The organism is Tenebrionibacter intestinalis (genome assembly GCF_016632365.1).
Classification (GTDB): Bacteria; Pseudomonadota; Gammaproteobacteria; order Enterobacterales; family Enterobacteriaceae; genus Tenebrionibacter; species Tenebrionibacter intestinalis.
Window position 1 is genome coordinate 18,373 of sequence record NZ_JAEPBH010000005.1, and the last position, 20,240, is coordinate 38,612.

General features: G+C 50.0%; 18 protein-coding genes. All 18 read left to right on the forward strand.

Annotated features, from left to right (window positions below):
• Positions 1-5 precede the first annotated feature (5 nt).
• The 18 genes from rsmG to JJB97_RS03000 all read left to right on the forward strand — a co-directional run bounded on the left by rsmG (position 6) and on the right by JJB97_RS03000 (position 20,051).
• Positions 6-629, forward strand: coding sequence for a 16S rRNA (guanine(527)-N(7))-methyltransferase RsmG (rsmG, locus tag JJB97_RS02915; protein ID WP_238712308.1), 624 nt, complete (start codon positions 6-8; stop codon positions 627-629).
• Between the two features lie 616 nt (positions 630-1,245).
• A complete protein-coding gene (gene atpI, locus JJB97_RS02920) occupies positions 1,246-1,626 on the forward strand; it encodes a F0F1 ATP synthase subunit I (RefSeq protein ID WP_238712309.1) in 381 nt (126 codons plus the stop codon).
• A gap of 8 nt (positions 1,627-1,634) precedes the next feature.
• Positions 1,635-2,453, forward strand: coding sequence for a F0F1 ATP synthase subunit A (atpB, locus tag JJB97_RS02925; RefSeq protein ID WP_238712310.1), 819 nt, complete (start codon positions 1,635-1,637; stop codon positions 2,451-2,453).
• A gap of 46 nt (positions 2,454-2,499) precedes the next feature.
• The gene (gene atpE, locus JJB97_RS02930; RefSeq protein WP_000429386.1) at positions 2,500-2,739 is read left to right on the forward strand and encodes a F0F1 ATP synthase subunit C; all 240 of its coding nucleotides are present in this window, start codon (positions 2,500-2,502) and stop codon (positions 2,737-2,739) included.
• Positions 2,740-2,812: 73 nt separating this feature from the next.
• On the forward strand, positions 2,813-3,283 hold the full coding sequence (atpF, locus tag JJB97_RS02935; RefSeq protein ID WP_238712311.1) for a F0F1 ATP synthase subunit B: 471 nt from the start codon (positions 2,813-2,815) through the stop codon (positions 3,281-3,283).
• A gap of 14 nt (positions 3,284-3,297) precedes the next feature.
• Positions 3,298-3,831 carry a F0F1 ATP synthase subunit delta gene (gene atpH / locus JJB97_RS02940; protein WP_238712312.1) on the forward strand — a complete coding sequence of 178 codons (534 nt, stop codon included), beginning with the start codon at positions 3,298-3,300 and terminating at the stop codon, positions 3,829-3,831.
• Positions 3,832-3,843: 12 nt separating this feature from the next.
• On the forward strand, positions 3,844-5,385 hold the full coding sequence (gene atpA / locus JJB97_RS02945) for a F0F1 ATP synthase subunit alpha (protein WP_238712313.1): 1,542 nt from the start codon (positions 3,844-3,846) through the stop codon (positions 5,383-5,385).
• Between the two features lie 50 nt (positions 5,386-5,435).
• Positions 5,436-6,299 (forward strand): F0F1 ATP synthase subunit gamma, encoded by an 864-nt coding sequence (atpG, locus tag JJB97_RS02950; protein WP_238712314.1) that lies wholly within the window; start codon positions 5,436-5,438, stop codon positions 6,297-6,299.
• A 25-nt stretch (positions 6,300-6,324) separates the two neighbouring features.
• The gene (atpD, locus tag JJB97_RS02955; RefSeq protein ID WP_238712315.1) at positions 6,325-7,707 is read left to right on the forward strand and encodes a F0F1 ATP synthase subunit beta; all 1,383 of its coding nucleotides are present in this window, start codon (positions 6,325-6,327) and stop codon (positions 7,705-7,707) included.
• A 20-nt stretch (positions 7,708-7,727) separates the two neighbouring features.
• Positions 7,728-8,147, forward strand: coding sequence for a F0F1 ATP synthase subunit epsilon (locus tag JJB97_RS02960; protein ID WP_238712316.1), 420 nt, complete (start codon positions 7,728-7,730; stop codon positions 8,145-8,147).
• Between the two features lie 316 nt (positions 8,148-8,463).
• Positions 8,464-9,834, forward strand: coding sequence for a bifunctional UDP-N-acetylglucosamine diphosphorylase/glucosamine-1-phosphate N-acetyltransferase GlmU (glmU, locus tag JJB97_RS02965; protein ID WP_238712317.1), 1,371 nt, complete (start codon positions 8,464-8,466; stop codon positions 9,832-9,834).
• A gap of 378 nt (positions 9,835-10,212) precedes the next feature.
• Positions 10,213-12,042, forward strand: coding sequence for a glutamine--fructose-6-phosphate transaminase (isomerizing) (glmS, locus tag JJB97_RS02970; RefSeq protein ID WP_238712318.1), 1,830 nt, complete (start codon positions 10,213-10,215; stop codon positions 12,040-12,042).
• 929 nt (positions 12,043-12,971) lie between these two features.
• Positions 12,972-14,012, forward strand: coding sequence for a phosphate ABC transporter substrate-binding protein PstS (gene pstS, locus JJB97_RS02975; RefSeq protein ID WP_238712319.1), 1,041 nt, complete (start codon positions 12,972-12,974; stop codon positions 14,010-14,012).
• 52 nt (positions 14,013-14,064) lie between these two features.
• Positions 14,065-15,024 (forward strand): phosphate ABC transporter permease PstC, encoded by a 960-nt coding sequence (pstC, locus tag JJB97_RS02980; protein WP_238712320.1) that lies wholly within the window; start codon positions 14,065-14,067, stop codon positions 15,022-15,024.
• Entirely contained in the window at positions 15,024-15,914 is an 891-nt protein-coding gene (gene pstA, locus JJB97_RS02985) for a phosphate ABC transporter permease PstA (protein WP_238712321.1), read from the forward strand. Before pstC ends, pstA begins: the two co-directional genes overlap by 1 nt.
• A gap of 47 nt (positions 15,915-15,961) precedes the next feature.
• Complete coding sequence (pstB, locus tag JJB97_RS02990) at positions 15,962-16,735, forward strand: phosphate ABC transporter ATP-binding protein PstB (RefSeq protein WP_238712322.1); 774 nt, start codon at positions 15,962-15,964, stop codon at positions 16,733-16,735.
• Positions 16,736-16,780: 45 nt separating this feature from the next.
• Positions 16,781-17,506: a phosphate signaling complex protein PhoU gene (gene phoU, locus JJB97_RS02995; protein ID WP_238712323.1), complete on the forward strand. Its 726-nt coding sequence runs from the start codon at positions 16,781-16,783 to the stop codon at positions 17,504-17,506.
• A gap of 823 nt (positions 17,507-18,329) precedes the next feature.
• Complete coding sequence (locus JJB97_RS03000) at positions 18,330-20,051, forward strand: lysophospholipid acyltransferase family protein (RefSeq protein ID WP_238712324.1); 1,722 nt, start codon at positions 18,330-18,332, stop codon at positions 20,049-20,051.
• Positions 20,052-20,240: the final 189 nt, after the last annotated feature.

Here is a 20,240-nt window from a genome sequence, read left to right on the forward strand (position 1 = left end):
TAAACGTGCTGAATAAACTTGAGCGCCTTCTGGCAAAAGCGGGTATTTCGTTACCCGATCGTCAAAAACAGCAGTTAGTGGACTATGTCGGGCTGCTAAATAAGTGGAACAAAGCTTATAACCTCACTTCGGTACGCAACCCGCAAGAGATGTTAGTGCGCCATATTCTCGACAGTATTGTGGTGGAACCTTACCTGAAAGGGACACGCTTTATTGATGTTGGGACCGGTCCGGGGCTGCCGGGCATCCCGCTGGCTATAGTGCGCCCGGATGCTCACTTTACCTTACTGGACAGCCTCGGCAAACGCGTACGTTTTTTACGCCAGGTGCAGCATGAGCTAAAACTCGATAACGTTACGCCGGTACAAAGCCGCGTTGAAGATTTTCCCGCCGAGCCGCCTTTTGACGGCGTTATTAGCCGCGCGTTCGCCTCTTTAAGCGATATGATCAACTGGTGTCAGCATTTGCCGGGTCTTAGCGGGCGTTTTTATGCGCTTAAGGGCCTGCGTCCGGATGACGAACTGGCATTGATGCCGGCAAACGCTGAGCTGGAAAAAATTGTTCGCCTGAACGTACCGGAACTGGAAGGCGAGCGTCACCTGGTTATTGTCAAACCCCACAAAAGTTAATATTTATCAAAAAAAGTAGAGTTAATATGATCGGATAAGCGGGGAAACAGGCAGCGTAATTAATGGACACTCTCGGTTACATTTAACCATTTAGTAACGATGGTTTCTTTTCCTGTCCCCCCCTGCTTTTTATTACTGCTATTTATTATCAACCTTGAGATTATAAGCCTGCTAAAAATACAGACTGTAGTTTTTCAGGTGCGCGTTAAAATTTTGTGAAAAATGTCAATACTGGGTTTTTTCCTCTGTTTGAACGGGTTTGATAAAGTTTAACTAAAATTTGCTTTTTTAATCATGGGGATGGATTTTTACTTTGTAAGCACTGCGCGCTAAAAATGGTCAATTAAAAGTATGTTATGTGATCGCTTGCACGCTTTTTGACCTTTTTTTATTTGCCTTTCGTCGCGCTTTACAAAACAGCCCGGTTTTCTTCAATTTGCAGAAGTGAGACGGCTGAAAAATATTTAAATATTTATTCACCTTTTTGCTACTTAAGGTTTGAATTCACGCCTTTGGCCCGTATAATTTGTCCTCTTTTTGAGGCTTGACTCGAAGCGCTAAAGGCAGTTTGATACGACACGCGACATTTCGGAAATAAGCAGAAGTGGAGGACGTTATGTCAGCGTCACGCTTAAATGGCAACGTAGCGCGAAAACTTCTGATTATTCAGCTTTTAACAATTATTGTCGCAGGTTTGCTGTTTTGCCTTAACGGCCCTTTTTGGGGGGCCTCTGCTGTTTTCGGAGGCCTGGCTGTCTGGCTGCCAAACGTTGTATTTATGTTTTTTGCCTGGCGTCACAAAGCGCATTCACCTACGGCAGGCCGCATAGCCTGGTCATTTGCCCTCGGTGAGGCGGCCAAGGTGGTTGCGACTTTCTCCTTGCTGGTAGTGGCGCTGGCCTACGTAAAAGCGGTGTTTTTACCGCTGATTGTGACCTGGATATCGGCGTTAGTCGTTCAAATGCTGGCGCCAGCTGTAATTAACAACAAAGGGTAAGAGGCATCATGTCTGCAGGAGAAATCTCAACCCCGCAGGACTACATCGGGCATCATCTGAATAACCTTCAGATTGACCTGCGTACGTTCTCGCTGGTAGATCCGCATAACCCCCCGGCCACGTTCTGGACGCTCAATATCGATTCTATGTTCTTCTCCGTGGTGTTGGGTCTGCTGTTCCTCATTCTGTTTCGCAAAGTGGCAAAACATGCTACCAGCGGCGTACCAGGCAAATTCCAGACTGCGGTCGAGCTGGTTATTGGTTTCGTACACGGTAGCGTCAAGGACATGTATCACGGCAAGAGTAAGGTGATTGCGCCGCTGGCGCTGACCATCTTTGTCTGGGTGTTTTTGATGAACCTGATGGATCTGCTGCCTATCGACCTGCTGCCTTACATTGGCGAGCACGTCTTCGGGCTGCCGGCGCTGCGCGTGGTGCCGTCCGCAGACGTCAACATCACTCTGTCGATGGCGCTGGGCGTATTTATCCTGATTCTTTTTTACAGCATCAAAATGAAAGGCGTTGGCGGTTTCACTAAAGAGTTGACGCTACAGCCGTTTAATCACTGGATCTTTATTCCGGTGAACCTGATTCTCGAAGGCGTAAGCCTGCTGTCTAAACCGGTTTCTCTCGGTCTGCGACTGTTTGGCAATATGTACGCCGGCGAGCTGATTTTCATTCTGATTGCAGGGCTGCTGCCGTGGTGGTCACAGTGGATTCTGAATGTGCCGTGGGCCATTTTCCATATCCTGATCATTACGTTGCAGGCCTTCATTTTCATGGTTCTGACGATTGTCTATCTGTCGATGGCGTCTGAAGAGCATTAATTTCTCAACACTACTGCGTTTTAACTGAAACAAACTGGAGACTGTCATGGAAAACCTGAATATGGATCTGCTGTACATGGCTGCCGCTGTGATGATGGGCCTGGCGGCAATCGGTGCTGCGATCGGTATCGGCATCCTCGGGGGGAAATTCCTGGAAGGCGCTGCGCGCCAGCCCGATCTGATTCCTCTGCTGCGTACTCAGTTCTTTATCGTAATGGGTCTGGTGGATGCTATCCCGATGATCGCTGTCGGTCTGGGTCTGTACGTGATGTTCGCGGTCGCGTAAGTCGAGCATTGCTGATACTTAATTATAAAGATAAGCAATATCAGAACGTTAACCAATTAAGAGGCATTGTGCTGTGAATCTTAACGCAACAATCCTCGGCCAGGCCATCGCGTTTGTCCTGTTTGTTCTGTTCTGCATGAAGTATGTATGGCCGCCGATTATGGCTGCCATAGAAAAACGTCAGAAAGAAATTGCTGACGGTCTCGCTTCCGCAGAGCGCGCCAAAAAGGATCTGGACCTTGCACAGGTCAACGCGACCGACCAGCTGAAAAAAGCGAAAGCTGAAGCTCAGGTAATTGTCGAGCAGGCGAACAAGCGCCGCGCGCAAATCCTGGATGAAGCAAAAGCCGAAGCAGAGCAGGAACGTAATAAAATCGTAGCGCAGGCGCAGGCTGAAATTGATGCCGAACGTAAGCGCGCTCGTGAAGAGCTGCGTAAGCAGGTGGCCATGCTGGCCGTTGCTGGCGCAGAGAAAATCATCGAACGTTCCGTGGATGAAGCTGCTAATAGCGACATCGTGGATAAACTGGTCGCTGAACTGTAAGGAGGGAGGGGCTGATGTCTGAATTTGTTACGGTAGCTCGCCCCTACGCCAAAGCAGCTTTTGACTTTGCAGTCGTTAACCATAGCGTTGAGCGTTGGCAAAATATGCTGGCTTTCGCCGCTGAGGTAACCAAAAACGAACAAATGACGGAGCTTCTTTCCGGCGCGATGGCGCCGGAAACGCTCTCCTCGACGTTTATCGCCGTTTGTGGCGATTTGCTTGACGCTCACGGCCAGAACCTTATCAAGGTAATGGCTGAAAATGGGCGTTTGAAGGCGCTGCCGGATGTTCTGGAGCAATTCATTGCGCTTCGTGCGGCACAGGAGGCAACCGTTGAGGTTGACGTTATCTCCGCCGGCGAATTGAGTGAAGCACAGCTTGCGAAAATCGGCGCCGCGATGGAAAAACGTCTGTCACGCAAAGTAAAGCTGAATTGCAAAATTGATAAGTCTGTAATGGCAGGTGTCATCATCCGCGCGGGTGATCTGGTGATTGACGGCAGCGTACGCGGTCGTCTTGAGCGCCTGGCAGACGTCTTGCAGTCTTAAGGGGACTGGAGCATGCAACTGAATTCCACCGAAATCAGCGAACTGATCAAACAGCGAATTGAGCAGTTCAATGTGGTGAGCGAAGCTCACAACGAAGGTACTATCGTATCCGTCAGTGACGGTATCATTCGCGTACACGGCCTGGCCGATGTGATGCAGGGTGAAATGATTTCTCTGCCGGGCAACCGCTACGCTATCGCACTGAACCTGGAGCGCGACTCCGTCGGTGCGGTTGTGATGGGTCCGTATGCGGACCTTGCCGAAGGCATGAAAGTAAAATGTACTGGCCGTATTCTGGAAGTGCCGGTTGGTCGTGGCCTGCTGGGGCGTGTAGTAAACACCCTGGGCGCGCCGATCGACGGTAAAGGCGCGGTAGAGCACGATGGCTTCTCGGCTGTAGAAGCTATCGCGCCGGGCGTTATCGATCGTCAGTCCGTTGACCAGCCGGTGCAGACTGGCTATAAGTCTGTCGATGCCATGATTCCTATCGGCCGCGGCCAGCGTGAGCTTATCATCGGCGACCGTCAGACCGGTAAAACCGCATTAGCCGTTGACGCTATCATCAACCAGCGCGATTCCGGCATTAAGTGTATTTATGTTGCTATCGGCCAGAAAGCATCCACTATTTCTAACGTAGTGCGTAAGCTGGAAGAACACGGCGCGTTGGCAAATACCATTGTGGTTGTCGCGACTGCCTCGGAATCTGCCGCTTTGCAGTACCTGGCGCCATACGCCGGTTGTGCAATGGGCGAATACTTCCGCGATCGCGGCGAAGATGCGCTTATCATCTATGACGATCTGTCGAAACAGGCCGTGGCTTATCGTCAAATTTCGCTGTTGTTGCGCCGCCCGCCTGGCCGCGAAGCATTCCCGGGCGACGTTTTCTACCTCCACTCTCGTCTGCTGGAGCGCGCGGCTCGCGTAAGCGCGAACTATGTAGAAAACTTCACTAAGGGTGAAGTGAAAAGCCAGACTGGTTCTCTGACCGCGCTGCCGATCATCGAAACTCAGGCTGGCGACGTTTCCGCATTTGTACCGACCAACGTTATCTCCATTACCGACGGTCAGATCTTCCTGGAATCCAGCCTGTTCAACGCCGGTATTCGTCCTGCGGTTAACCCGGGGATCTCCGTATCCCGCGTAGGCGGCGCGGCTCAGACTAAGATCATGAAAAAACTGTCTGGCGGCATCCGTACTGCGCTTGCGCAGTATCGTGAACTGGCTGCGTTCTCTCAGTTCGCTTCCGACCTTGATGATGCAACCCGCAAGCAGCTCAACCACGGCCAGAAAGTGACCGAACTGCTTAAACAGAAGCAGTATGCGCCGCAGTCCGTTGCGCAGCAGTCTCTGGTGCTGTTCGCCGCAGAACGTGGCTATCTGGAAGACGTTGAACTTGCCAAAATCGGCAGCTTCGAAGAAGCGCTGCTGGCCTACGTCGAGCGCGAGCACGCAGCCCTGATGCAGGAAATCAACAAGACTGGCGGTTACAACGATGAAATTGAAGGCAAGCTGAAAGGCATCCTCGATTCCTTCAAAGCAACTCAGTCCTGGTAACGGCCTGGCGGCTCGCATGACGCGGGCCGTCAGGCTTTGAGGAGAAGCTCATGGCCGGCGCAAAAGAGATACGTAGTAAGATCGCAAGCGTCCAGAACACGCAGAAGATCACTAAAGCGATGGAAATGGTCGCCGCTTCCAAAATGCGTAAATCGCAGGAGCGCATGGCGTCCAGCCGTCCTTACGCAGAGACCATGCGCAAGGTAATTGGTCACCTTGCTAACGGGAATCTGGAATATAAGCATCCCTATCTGGAAGAGCGCGACGTGAAGCGCGTCGGCTTCCTGGTAGTATCGACCGACCGCGGACTGTGCGGCGGCCTGAACATTAACCTGTTCAAAAAGCTGCTTACAGAGATGAAAGCCTGGTCCGAAAAAAGCGTTCAGAGCGATCTGGCCCTGATTGGCTCCAAGGGGGTTTCATTTTTTAGCTCGGTCGGCGGCAATGTGGTTACGCAGGTCACAGGCATGGGGGATAATCCTTCACTGTCTGAACTGATTGGCCCGGTAAAAGTGATGCTGCAGGCCTACGATGAAGGCCGTCTGGACAAGCTTTATATTGTCAGCAACAAATTTATCAACACCATGTCTCAGGTTCCGACCATTACTCAACTGCTGCCGCTGCCCGCGTCAGAAGATGAGGAACTGAAACGTAAAACCTGGGATTATCTGTATGAACCTGATCCGAAGGTGCTGCTGGATACGCTCCTGCGTCGCTATGTTGAGTCTCAGGTTTATCAGGGGGTGGTGGAAAACCTGGCCAGCGAGCAGGCCGCGCGTATGGTGGCGATGAAAGCCGCGACCGATAACGGCGGGAACCTGATTAAAGAGCTGCAGTTGGTGTACAACAAGGCTCGTCAGGCCAGCATTACTCAGGAACTCACCGAGATTGTCTCGGGGGCCGCCGCGGTTTAACCAGGGTTTACGTAGAGGATTCAAGATGGCAACTGGAAAGATTATCCAGGTAATCGGCGCCGTGGTGGACGTCGAGTTTCCTCAGGATGCCGTACCGAAGGTGTACGATGCTCTTGAGGTCATGAATGGTAACGATCGTCTGGTGCTGGAAGTTCAGCAGCAGTTGGGCGGCGGCGTGGTGCGTACTATCGCGATGGGGTCTTCCGACGGACTGCGTCGTGGGCTGGAGGTGAAAGACCTTGAGCACCCAATCGAAGTACCGGTAGGTAAAGCGACGCTCGGCCGTATCATGAACGTGCTGGGTGAACCGGTCGATATGAAGGGCGACATTGGTGAAGAAGAGCGTTGGGCTATTCACCGCGCGGCGCCGAGCTATGAAGAGCTGTCCAACTCCCAGGAATTGTTGGAAACCGGCATCAAAGTTATGGATCTGATTTGCCCGTTTGCGAAGGGCGGTAAAGTGGGTCTGTTCGGCGGTGCGGGTGTGGGTAAAACCGTAAACATGATGGAGCTCATTCGTAACATTGCAATTGAGCACTCCGGTTACTCGGTATTTGCCGGTGTGGGTGAGCGTACCCGTGAGGGTAACGACTTTTACCATGAAATGACCGACTCCAACGTACTGGACAAAGTATCCCTGGTTTATGGCCAGATGAATGAGCCGCCGGGCAACCGTCTGCGTGTCGCGCTGACCGGCCTGACGATGGCTGAGAAGTTCCGTGACGAAGGTCGTGACGTTCTGTTGTTTGTTGACAACATCTACCGTTACACCCTTGCCGGTACGGAAGTTTCCGCACTGCTGGGCCGTATGCCTTCAGCGGTAGGCTACCAGCCTACACTGGCGGAAGAAATGGGCGTGTTGCAGGAGCGTATTACCTCCACAAAGACCGGCTCCATTACCTCTGTACAGGCGGTATATGTTCCCGCGGACGACCTGACTGACCCGTCTCCGGCAACCACCTTTGCTCACCTTGACGCAACCGTGGTACTGAGCCGTCAGATTGCCTCTCTGGGCATTTACCCGGCCGTTGACCCGCTGGACTCCACCAGCCGTCAGTTGGATCCGCTGGTCGTCGGCCAGGAGCACTACGACGTTGCCCGTGGCGTGCAGTCTATCCTGCAGCGTTATCAGGAACTGAAAGACATTATCGCCATCCTGGGTATGGACGAATTGTCTGAAGAAGACAAACTGGTGGTAGCACGCGCGCGTAAAATTCAGCGCTTCCTGTCCCAGCCGTTCTTTGTGGCAGAAGTCTTCACCGGTTCTCCGGGGAAATTCGTATCGCTAAAAGACACCATCCGTGGCTTTAAAGGCATCATGGACGGCGAATACGATCACCTGCCGGAGCAGGCGTTCTACATGGTTGGCACCATTGAAGAAGCAGTGGAAAAAGCCAAAAAACTGTAACGCCTTGAGAGGAGGGTGACATGGCAATGACTTACCACCTGGATGTCGTCAGCGCAGAAGAACAAATGTTCTCCGGCCTGGTCGAAAAAATCCAGGTTACGGGCAGCGAAGGTGAACTGGGTATTTACCCGGGCCACGCGCCGCTGCTTACCGCCATTAAGCCTGGTATGATCCGCATCGTGAAACAGCACGGCCAGGAAGAGTTTATTTACCTGTCCGGCGGCATCCTGGAAGTGCAGACCAGTAGCGTTACGGTGCTGGCTGATACCGCGATTCGCGGTCAGGATCTCGATGAAGCGCGGGCGCAGGAGTCGAAGCGTAAAGCAGAAGAGCATATTCGTAATTCCCACGGCGACGTGGATTATGCGCAGGCCTCTGCCGAACTGTCGAAGGCTATCGCTAAGCTTCGCGTAATCGAGTTAACTAAAAAAGCGATGTAACAGGCTTGAAAAGTCAAAATGCCAGCCAGGGCGACCCGGCTGGCATTTTTTTTGCCCGCGTTATTATTGCGGGATGCAGGGGCTTTATTCAGGCGTAAAAAAAAGCGCTAAAGTGTCAGAAAACAGCCAGATTACTGCGGTAACGATACTTTTTTGCGAAAGATAGCCCTAAAATTGAGGCGGTAACGGAAAGGAAATTCACCGGGGATCCGTAAAGGTGCCGTTTTTTTAGGCATCGCGTTTTCGTGAACAAAATATGTAGAAGTTTCCCGGGGAAACCGGTTTACTTTTCACTCTCTTCAAAGTCAGGACACGTATGTCAAACAGCGCTATGAGCGTGGTGATCCTTGCCGCAGGCAAAGGCACCCGCATGTATTCCGAACTTCCTAAAGTGCTGCACTCGCTTGCTGGTAAGCCAATGGTGCAACACGTCATCGATGCCGCAGGCGAACTCGGCGCGCGTCAGATTCACCTGGTTTATGGCCACGGCGGCGATTTGCTAAAGCAAATGCTGAAAAACAGCGCGCTGAACTGGGTATTGCAGGCTGAACAACTGGGAACGGGTCACGCTATGCAGCAGGCGGCGCCCTATTTCGCCGATGATGAAGACATTATGATGCTGTACGGCGATGTACCGCTGATTTCCGTGGAGACGCTTTCTCGTCTGCGGGCGGCCAAACCCCAGGGCGGTATTGCGCTGCTGACGGTGCAGCTTGACGATCCCACCGGATATGGCCGCATCACGCGTGAAAATGGCAAAGTGACCGGCATTGTGGAGCATAAAGACGCAACCGATGCGCAGCGCCGGATTAACGAAATTAATACCGGTATCCTGTTGGCGAATGGGGCGGATCTCAAACGCTGGTTGTCAAAGATTGATAACAACAACGCCCAGGGCGAATTTTACATCACCGATGTAATCGCTATGGCATATCAGGACGGGCGTGAAATTGCCGCCGTGCATCCTGGGCGCTTAAGCGAAGTGGAAGGCGTAAATAACCGCCAGCAGTTGGCAAGCCTGGAGCGTGTTTACCAGGCCGAGCAAGCCGAACGATTACTGTTGGCAGGTGTGATGCTGCGTGACCCGGCGCGCTTTGACCTGCGCGGTACGTTGCAACATGGCCGCGATGTGGAAATCGACCCGAACGTCATTATTGAAGGCCTGGTAACGCTCGGTAATCGCGTCAAAATTGGTGCGGGCTGCGTCATTAAAAACAGCGTTATTGGAGATGATTGCGTGATTAGCCCGTACAGCGTGCTGGAAGATGCGCGTCTGGACGCTGCCTGCACCATAGGGCCTTTCGCCCGTCTGCGCCCAGGCGCTGAGCTGGAAGAAGGCGCGCACGTCGGCAATTTCGTTGAAATGAAAAAAGCGCGTTTGGGCAAAGGTTCGAAAGCCGGCCACCTCAGCTATCTTGGCGATGCCGACATTGGCGACAATGTGAATATTGGCGCAGGTACCATTACCTGTAACTACGATGGCGCAAACAAACATAAAACAATTATCGGGGATGATGTGTTTGTTGGATCGGATACCCAACTGGTGGCGCCGGTCACCGTTGCGCGCGGCGTGACGATTGGCGCAGGCACCACGGTAACCCGCGACATTGAAGAAAACGCGCTGGTCATTAGCCGTATTGAGCAGACTCATGTTCAGGGCTGGCAGCGGCCAGTGAAGAAGGCGTAACGGGCAGGGGTGCCGGCTCTGCCATAAATTAACGGCAAAAAGGTAAAGATGGCTTTTACCTTTTTGTGGATAACCGCCAAAAATCAACGCGTTGTTTTCCCGGGTTTGTTTACCCGACATTTCGATGCGCTATTGCCTGGTTCGGCGTTTGTCACCCGGTTTGAGCGGGGCTTCGGCCCCGCCTGCTATTCCCCTGACTGTAAAAAACAGCAGGGTTGGGGTGAGCGGCAAAATAATAATCGCTGCCGTCCCGCACTGCGGATATTCCGTAGATTTTAATAATAACCCCACTCTCTACAAGGCTCGGGGCTCCGTAATACGGATACAACAGGTCAGCGACAACGCGGGCGGAAACGCCATATTCAGGAACATAACATTATGTGTGGAATTGTTGGCGCGGTAGCGCAACGTGATATTGCTGAAATTCTTCTTGAAGGTTTACGTCGTCTGGAATATCGGGGCTATGACTCCGCAGGGCTGGCGGTTGTGGATACGCAGGGAAATATGGCGCGCCTGCGCCGCGTGGGTAAAGTGCAGACGCTGTCGCAAGCGGCGGAAGAACACCCGCTGCACGGCGGTACCGGCATTGCGCATACACGTTGGGCCACGCACGGCGAACCTTCGGAAACTAACGCGCATCCGCATGTTTCCGGCCATATTGTCGTTGTGCATAACGGCATTATCGAAAATTACGAGCCGCTGCGTGAAAAACTGAAAGGCTGCGGTTACGTCTTCGCCTCTGAAACCGATACTGAAGTCATTGCTCACCTTGTGCATTATGAAATGGAACGGGGCGGTAGCCTGCGTGATGCCGTCATGCGTGCTATTCCACAATTGCGCGGCGCCTACGGCACGGTGATTATGGATACTCGTAAGCCTGATGTGCTGCTGGCTGCGCGCTCCGGCAGCCCGCTGGTTATCGGCCTTGGCATGGGTGAGAACTTTATCGCCTCTGACCAGCTAGCGTTGCTGCCGGTCACACGGCGCTTTATTTTCCTTGAAGAGGGAGATATCGCGGAAGTAACGCGCCGCTGCGTCACTATTTTCGACCAGACGGGTGAGCGGGTGACGCGCCCGGATATTGAATCTAATCTGCAATATGATGCGGGCGATAAGGGGATTTATCGCCACTATATGCAGAAAGAAATCTACGAGCAGCCGAACGCGATTAAAAACACGCTGATGGGCCGCATTAATCACGGCGCTATCGATCTCAGTGAACTGGGGCCGAATGCCGATGCGCTGCTTTCGAATATAGAGCATATCCAGATTGTCGCCTGCGGAACGTCTTACAACTCCGGTATGGTATCGCGTTACTGGTTTGAAGCGCTGGCGGGGGTGCCATGCGATGTGGAAATTGCCTCTGAGTTCCGTTATCGCAAATCGGCGGTGCGCCGCAACAGCCTGATTATTACGCTGTCGCAGTCTGGTGAAACGGCTGATACGCTGGCTGCGTTGCGTCTTGCCAAAGCGCTGGGTTATCCTGGTTCGCTGGCGATTTGTAACGTGCCTGGCTCGTCACTGGTGCGTGAATCCGATCTGTCGCTGATGACCAAAGCAGGCACCGAAATTGGCGTGGCGTCTACCAAAGCGTTTACCACTCAGTTGACCGTACTGCTGATGCTGGTGGCAAAAATTGGGCGACTGAAGGGCATGCCTGCTGAAGTGGAATACGACATCGTTCATGCGCTCCAGGCATTGCCAAGCCGTATTGAGCAGATGTTATCGCAGGATAAGCGTATCGAGATGCTTGCCGAAGATTTTTCTGATAAGCACCATGCGTTGTTCCTTGGCCGTGGCGATCAGTACCCCATCGCACTGGAAGGCGCGCTTAAACTTAAAGAAATTTCCTACATCCATGCTGAAGCCTACGCAGCAGGCGAGCTAAAGCACGGCCCACTGGCGTTGATTGATGCGGATATGCCGGTTATTGTCGTTGCGCCTAACAATGATCTGCTGGAGAAACTGAAGTCGAATATTGAAGAAGTGCGCGCGCGGGGCGGACACCTTTATGTGTTTGCTGATGAAAATGCCGGTTTTAATAATAGCGAAACTATGCATATTATTTCTATGCCGCACGTCGAAGATCTTATTGCACCTATTTTTTATACTGTGCCGCTTCAACTCCTGTCTTATCATGTTGCGTTAATTAAAGGTACTGATGTGGATCAGCCGCGTAATCTGGCAAAATCAGTTACGGTAGAATAAGTTTATTTCTATGAAGGGTCCCACTATGTGGGGCCTTATTTTTTAATAAAGTGGGTAAAACGATTTTTCGCCATCGGCTGTAAATTTAATATTGGGTTTGTAAACGGATAGTCTGTTGTGAAATAAAAATTTTCCGGTTGTTGAGGCTATATTCGCACTTTTTCAGGAGGCAATTATTAAATTGACGCCTTTATTTTTGTGAAGCTAAAAGTACGCTGCGACAGCCCTTTTCAGGCTGGCTTTTTCTGGGCTCGTTAGCCGGGCCGGCATAACGTTACTCGCCATACGCAGTCAGGGGATTATCGAAGCGATAAGGCAATAAGCGTAACGTAAGTAACAGGACAATGATAAAAGCCCCTGGAGCACTCAGGGGCTTTGCGTCGCAATGTTTGAGTTGAGTTCTGAATTATAGGTTTTATTTGCTTTGTAAGCCTCCTGCTTTCAGTTGGATTGGTTTTTATAATTAATTTCCATATGACACGGGTAACGTGGCTACAATGTTTTTTATAGCAAAGCAGGCTGGCTATTTACGTTAACTCCTTTTATCTGCTGTCCATGAATTGATAATGAATAATGCTGAACAGCGCGTCAATGGCCGGTCGTGTAAACGAATAAGAAAATATGTATTTCCGTGTTGACTTAATATGTATAAGCGTAAAAAAAGATAATAGTGTTTATTTTCGCTATTATTGATCCGGTAACGATGCAGTTGTGTAATAAACTGCCGACACCCTTGCCTGGTGCTGTTTGACCGGGTAAATGAAATTAAATCTCGTCTGCAAGCTCGTCATGTTTGCGCCTGCCAGCCTGTTTCAGCGTAATTGTCATAAAACTGTCATATTACGTACATGTCGCTGTCACTAAACTGTCCTATTTTTCTTAATGCATTCATTTAACAATCTATTATGCCCACAGCAGCAGGAGAGATTATGAAAGCTATGCGTAACACCGTTGCTACCGTTATCGCCACGGCCTTTTCACTGAGCGCTTTCTCTGCCTTTGCGGCAGCAAGCCTGACAGGCGCAGGCGCAACGTTCCCGGCGCCGGTGTATGCCAAATGGGCGGATACTTACCTGAAGGCTACGGGAAATAAGGTAAATTACCAGAGCATTGGTTCTTCCGGCGGCGTTAAACAAATCATTGCCCATACTGTTGATTTTGGCGCATCTGATGCACCGCTTTCTGATGAAAAACTTGCTCAGGACGGCCTGTTTCAGTTTCCGACAGTGATTGGCGGCGTGGTGCTCGCGGTGAATATCCCCGGCGTAAAATCTGGCGAACTGGTGCTTGATGGGGCTACGCTGGGCGATATTTACCTTGGGAAGATCAAAAAATGGGACGATCCGGCGATTGCGAAGCTAAACCCGAACCTCGCTCTGCCGTCCCGCAATATTGCCGTTGTGCGCCGTGCCGATGGTTCCGGAACCTCTTTTGTATTTACCAGTTATCTGGCGAAAGTGAATAACGACTGGAAAACAAACGTGGGCGTGGGCAGTACGGTTAAGTGGCCGACGGGGCTGGGCGGAAAAGGTAATGATGGCGTTGCCGCTTTTGTGCAGCGCCTGCCAGGCGCCATTGGTTATGTGGAATACGCCTATGCTAAACAAAATAGTCTTGCCTATACCCGTCTGGTGTCTGCTGATGGCAAACCGGTAAGCCCAACGGAAGAGAGTTTTTCTAACGCGGCGAAAGGCGCGGACTGGAGTAAAACGTTTGCCCAGGATTTGACCAACCAGAAGGGAGATAATGTATGGCCAGTCACATCCACCACTTTCATTTTGCTTCATAAAACACCGAAAAGGCCGCAGCAGGCTGTGGAAGTCCTGAAGTTTTTTGACTGGGCCTATAAAGAAGGCGCGCTGCAGGCAAATGCGCTGGATTATGCTTTGTTGCCGGCAGCCGTCATTGAGCAAGTCCGCGCAGCATGGAAAACCAACCTCAAGGACAGCAGCGGTAAAGCGCTGTACTAATTGAATAGCGGGTCGGTGTTGCGCCGGCCTGATACAGATTAAAGAGTGTACTATGGCGGCGACAAGGCCTGTATTTACCCCCCCTGGGAAAAAGGGCGACATCCTGTTCAGCGCGCTGGTAAAACTGGCTGCGCTGATTGTGCTGTTACTTCTGGGCGGCATAATTGTCTCCCTGATTATTTCTTCCTGGCCGAGCATTGAAAAATTCGGCCTGGCGTTCCTGTGGACCAAAGACTGGGACGCGCCCAGCGATATTTACGGCGCGCTGGTGCCCATCTACGGCACGTTAGTCACATCGTTTATTGCATTGTTAATCGCCGTTCCGGTGAGTTTTGGTATCGCGCTCTTTCTGACAGAACTGGCGCCGGGCTGGCTTAAGCGCCCGCTGGGTATTGCTATTGAGCTGCTGGCGGCTATCCCGAGTATTGTTTACGGCATGTGGGGGTTGTTTATTTTCGCTCCGCTGTTTGCCACCTGGTTTCAGGAGCCGGTGGGCAATGTGCTTTCCTCCGTGCCGGTTGTCGGCGCGCTGTTTTCCGGCCCGGCGTTTGGCATCGGCATTCTTGCTGCGGGCGTTGTGCTGGCCATTATGATTATTCCCTATATTGCCTCTGTAATGCGGGATGTTTTCGAACAAACGCCGGTCATGATGAAAGAATCGGCTTACGGTATTGGCTGTACGACATGGGAAGTTGTCTGGCGTATCGTGCTGCCGTTCACCAAAAATGGCGTCATTGGCGGCGTAATGCTGGGCCTTGGCCGTGCGCTTGGAGAAACGATGGCGGTGACCTTTATTATCGGCAACACCTACCAACTTGACAGCGTTTCGCTATATATGCCGGGAAACAGTATTACTTCCGCGCTGGCGAACGAATTCGCTGAAGCGGAATCCGGGCTGCATACCGCGGCGTTAATGGAGCTGGGCCTGATCTTATTTGTCATTACCTTCATTGTGCTGGCGATATCCAGGCTGATGATTGCGCGTCTGGCTAAAAAGGAAGGAGGACGCTAATGATAATGTCAGAGCGGCAAAGTCGTGAAAAGTTGGTACAGTCACGTCACAAAATGCAGGCTAAACGCCGGTTAAAAAATCGTATTGCGCTTGCCCTTTCAATAATAACAATGGCGTTTGGTCTGTTCTGGCTTATCTGGATTCTGTTTGCCACGGTAACGCGCGGCGTTGATGGCATGTCTGTTGCCTTGTTCACCGAAATGACGCCGCCGCCTAATACTGATGGCGGAGGGTTGGCGAACGCGCTGGCGGGCAGCGGTTTGCTGATTCTGTGGGCAACGGTGTTTGGTACGCCGCTTGGTATTCTGGCAGGTGTTTACCTGGCGGAGTATGGACGCGGGTCGTGGCTGGCGGAAATTATTCGCTTCATTAACGATATTCTGCTGTCTGCGCCGTCAATTGTGGTGGGTTTGTTTGTTTACACCATTGTAGTGACGAAAATGCAGCATTTTTCCGGCTGGGCGGGCGTAATTGCGCTGGCGCTGTTGCAGGTACCTATTGTGATTCGTACCACAGAAAACATGCTCAAACTGGTGCCCGATAGCCTGCGTGAAGCCGCCTATGCGCTGGGTACACCGAAATGGAAAATGATATCAGCCATTACGCTTAAGGCATCTGTCTCCGGGATTATTACCGGCGTGCTGCTGGCAATTGCGCGCATTGCCGGCGAAACCGCGCCGCTGCTGTTTACCTCGCTCTCTAACCAGTTCTGGAGTACCGACATGATGCAGCCGCTGGCAAACCTGCCGGTGACGATTTTCAAATTCGCCATGAGTCCGTTTGCGCAATGGCAGCAGTTGGCGTGGGCCGGAGTGCTGATTATCACTCTGTGCGTACTGCTACTGAACATTGTGGCGCGCGTGTTGTTCGCCAATCGTAAACACGGTTAATTTTTTACGGCGTGGTTCAGGCTGCGCCGGATAAGGAAACACAAGCAATGAGTATGGCAAAAATCGCCCCAGGGAAAATTCAGGTCCGTAATCTCAACTTCTATTACGGGAAATATCATGCTCTGAAAAATATCAGCCTGGATATTGCTAAAAACCAGGTGACGGCGTTTATCGGCCCGTCCGGCTGCGGTAAGTCAACTCTGTTGCGCACCTTTAATAAGATGTTTGCGCTTTATCCAGAGCAGCGCGCCGAAGGAGAAATTTTGCTTGATGGTGAAAATATCCTCACCCATAGCCAGGATATTGCCCTGCTGCGTGCCAAAGTTGGTATGGTATTCCAGAAACCGACGCCATTTCCGATGTCGATTTACGATAATATCGCCTTTGGCGTACGCCTGTTTGAAAAGCTAACGCGTGCCGATATGGACGAGCGTGTGCAGTGGGCGCTCACTAAAGCTGCGTTGTGGAATGAAACTAAAGATAAACTGCATCAGAGCGGTTATTCGCTGTCTGGCGGCCAGCAGCAGCGCCTGTGTATTGCGCGTGGTATCGCTATTCGCCCGCAAGTCTTATTGCTTGACGAGCCCTGTTCTGCGTTGGATCCGATTTCAACAGGTCGCATTGAAGAGTTAATAACCGAACTTAAGCAGGATTACACCGTGGTCATCGTCACCCATAACATGCAACAGGCGGCGCGCTGTTCTGATCATACGGCCTTTATGTATTTGGGGGAGTTGGTGGAATTTAGCGAGACGGATGAATTATTTACCCGGCCAAAGAAAAAGCAGACTGAAGACTATATCACCGGCCGCTACGGCTGATGGCTTTGCGACAACCTGATGATTATCGGATTTATGGAGCGTTAAATGGATAACCTGAATCTTAATAAGCATATCTCCGGGCAGTTTAACGCTGAGCTGGAGCATATTCGCACCCAGGTCATGATTATGGGCGGGCTGGTGGAGCAGCAGCTTTCCGATGCTATAACCGCCATGCATAGCCAGGACACAGAACTGGCAAAGCGCGTGATTGACGGCGATCGGAAGGTCAATATGATGGAGGTGGAGATTGACGAAGCATGCGTACGCATTATCGCCAGACGTCAGCCAGCCGCCAGCGACCTGCGCCTTGTTATGGCGATTATTAAAACCATTTCTGAGCTGGAGCGTATTGGCGACGTCGCGGATAAAATCTGCCGCACTGCGCTGGAAAAATTTTCCCATCAGCACCAGCCGCTGCTGGTAAGCCTGGAATCACTTGGCCGCCATACGGTACAGATGCTGCATGACGTACTGGATGCTTTTGCGCGTATGGATTTGGATGAGGCTGTACGTATTTATCGCGAAGACAAGAAAGTCGATCAGAAGTATGAGGGCATTGTACGTCAGTTAATGACGTACATGATGGAGGATTCGCGTACCATTCCCAGCGTACTGACCGCCCTGTTTTGCGCCCGTTCTATTGAGCGTATTGGCGACCGTTGCCAGAACATATGCGAATTTATTTTCTATTTTGTCAAAGGTCAGGATTTTCGCCACGTGGGAGGCGATGAGCTGGATAAACTGCTTGCGGGTAAAGATCCAAAAGAATAGTTTGTTATATTTAACAATTAAATATAAATACAACAGGGTTGAATCATTTTTAACCCTGTTTTTTTATTTTAATATAACTTTGTTATATGTTGCACCTTAAGTTAATTATTATCATCTGAGAAATTAACACAAATTATGATGTGAATTTACTGAAAATAAAAAATGTGTTTTTGGAATTTATATCAGGAATTGTTTCCATAAATAGTATTTTATCTGGATCTTGAACTAATTATTTGATTTTAGTATTTTTCCCTGATATTTTTATTTTAACATTAATTTCAGGGTTTACTTTTCTGATTTAAACCTGAAGCCATGTTGTGAATAATAAATTTCCCTGGTTTTTACTTGTTAAATTATAAGAATTACTAGCCAGGATCGCGTTGAAGTAAAGCTAAATGTAATTTAATTAATAAGGGAAAGAATAGATAGTATTACGAGGATTATTGGATTAATTATTAGTATTAATTTTAATGAAATTGGTTTGAATTACCAGAAAATATTTGAAGCTATGGCGCCCGAATAGTAATAATAAATTTACCTAAAATAAAAAAGTTAGTGAGTATAGTGTAGCCTGTAATTTTCTACAAACCATCGCAAGTGTTTTGTTCCTTAAGTTTAAATCAATAAGAAAAATTGCTAATGCCGAGATGGGATTAAAGTGATGCTATCAACATCTCGGTTAATGGAAATCTGGGGAGGTGGTCTGTACACCAGCGCCAGAAAAATTTTATTGCTGATGTACATTAATAAAACTAGCTGGAATAACTGTGAAGTTTAGATTGTTTTTTGCATTGGTGGTTGTAGTTATTTATGGAGGGTACGTATGGATAATATCGATAAGATTATTAAAGAATTCTTCCCTGAAAGAGATATCACGCCTTTCCAGCGACGCTATATAAGATGGTTGTTCAATGAGAAAGGCACTGTTGATTTTTATCAAAGCATTAGCGATAAGCATGGCGTTGAATGGATTGACGCGCTTATAGAAAAATTGAACTTTCGCGTTGAAGTGCATAATGCGGATTACGATAACATTCCGGCAAGCGGCCCGGCGATAGTTATCGCTAACCACCCTACTGTGCTTGATGGCCTCTCGCTTATCAGCACGGTAGCGAGGGTGCGTAAAGATATAAAAATTGTGGCAAATCATCTGCTTCAGGTCATTTTTCCGTCGATTGAAAGCATCACTATCGGTATAAAAAATATGCAGGGTGAGTTTTCAAGGCAAACCTTTAAGGAAATAAATAGCCACCTGAAAAAAGGCGGTGTGTTGGTGATGTGTCCTGCTGGTAGGCTTGCCAGCACCTCTTTAAGCGGGCTGAAAGAAGCAAAGTGGCAGGCAGGTTTTATTCAGTTTGCAGCCAGAACGCAGGCTGCTATTGTACCTGTACATATCACAGGCAGGAACAGCCTGCTGTATTATATGGCTGCTAATATCTGGCGTCCGCTTTCCAACATGATGGTGCTGCGTGAAGGGTTGCGTCATAAGGGGCGGCGTGTTCGGATGAAAATTTGTCATCAGCTTGATGTGCCTGCCTTACTAAAAGGCGATAAACCGGATTATGAGAAAATATCTGAGGATATTCGTCGTCACCTTTTATTAACGAAAAAAAGTAACGCCAGCCAGGGGGTATTACCGGTATTGCGGCCTGTTGCGCTTCCCGAAGACCGTATGGCGCTCATTAAGGCGCTCTATCAGTGCAAAGCGCTTAAGACGCTGAAAGATGGCAAAGTGCTCTATCTTTATCGATATCAGGGCGAAGGGGCGTCACCGATACTTAATGAGCTGGGGAGGCTGCGTGAAATAACCTACCGGGCCATTGGCGCAGGCACGGGAGGGCGCCGTGATAACGATATTTATGACAGAGAGTATTATCATATCATTCTATGGGAGCCGCACGACCTGGAAATTGTTGGCGCTTATCGTGTGCTTCCCGCCTGCCAGCAGATTGAAAAGCGGGGTATTGAGGGGCTTTACAGCCATAGTCTGTTTAAATATGCTCAGAGCTTTACGCCCAAAGTTAGAGAAAGTATCGAAGTGGGGCGCGGTTTTATTCAAAATCGTTACCAGCGCACTAATGCGCTTGATGTACTGTGGAAAGGTATTTTCAGTTTTGTTGCCGATTACCCTGAGTGTAAATATCTTTTAGGCGTACTTACTATCCCCCAGTCATTTACGCACGAAGCGCGTGATTTGATAGTCGGTTTCTTTCAGCGTTATTTTTCGGATGATACGGTTGATTGCCATCCCCTGAAAAAATATGTCATTAGCGATGCCAGCGTGATGCGTTGTTTCTGTGGAGATAACTTTGAAGAAGACAGAAAGACGCTTAGCAACAAGCTTCGCGAATTAGGTTATGAGCTGCCGTGGCCCTATAAGCAGGCTGCAAAATGGTATCAACCCAGCGGGTCAAAGCTGTTTTGTTTTATTGAGGATAATCATTTTAATTCAATAGCAGGCTTAAATTTCTGCGAAATCGCCAGCCTGAAAAATGTCTATTTTACGCGATATATCACCAGGCGCGACGCAGAGACTGTTAACTAGCGTGATGATTTCTTTACTGAATATCTTTATGGCTTGTTCCTGAATAAGAGAAGTATTTGGGTTTTTTATAAGTACTACACTGGATATGCTGTTAATGAAATTATTAAAAAAGAAGTTAACATTAGTTGCGTTAAGTGGGGTTTTAGCAGGATGTTACGGGCCTGATGCGCCTGATTTTTCCGGTTACGT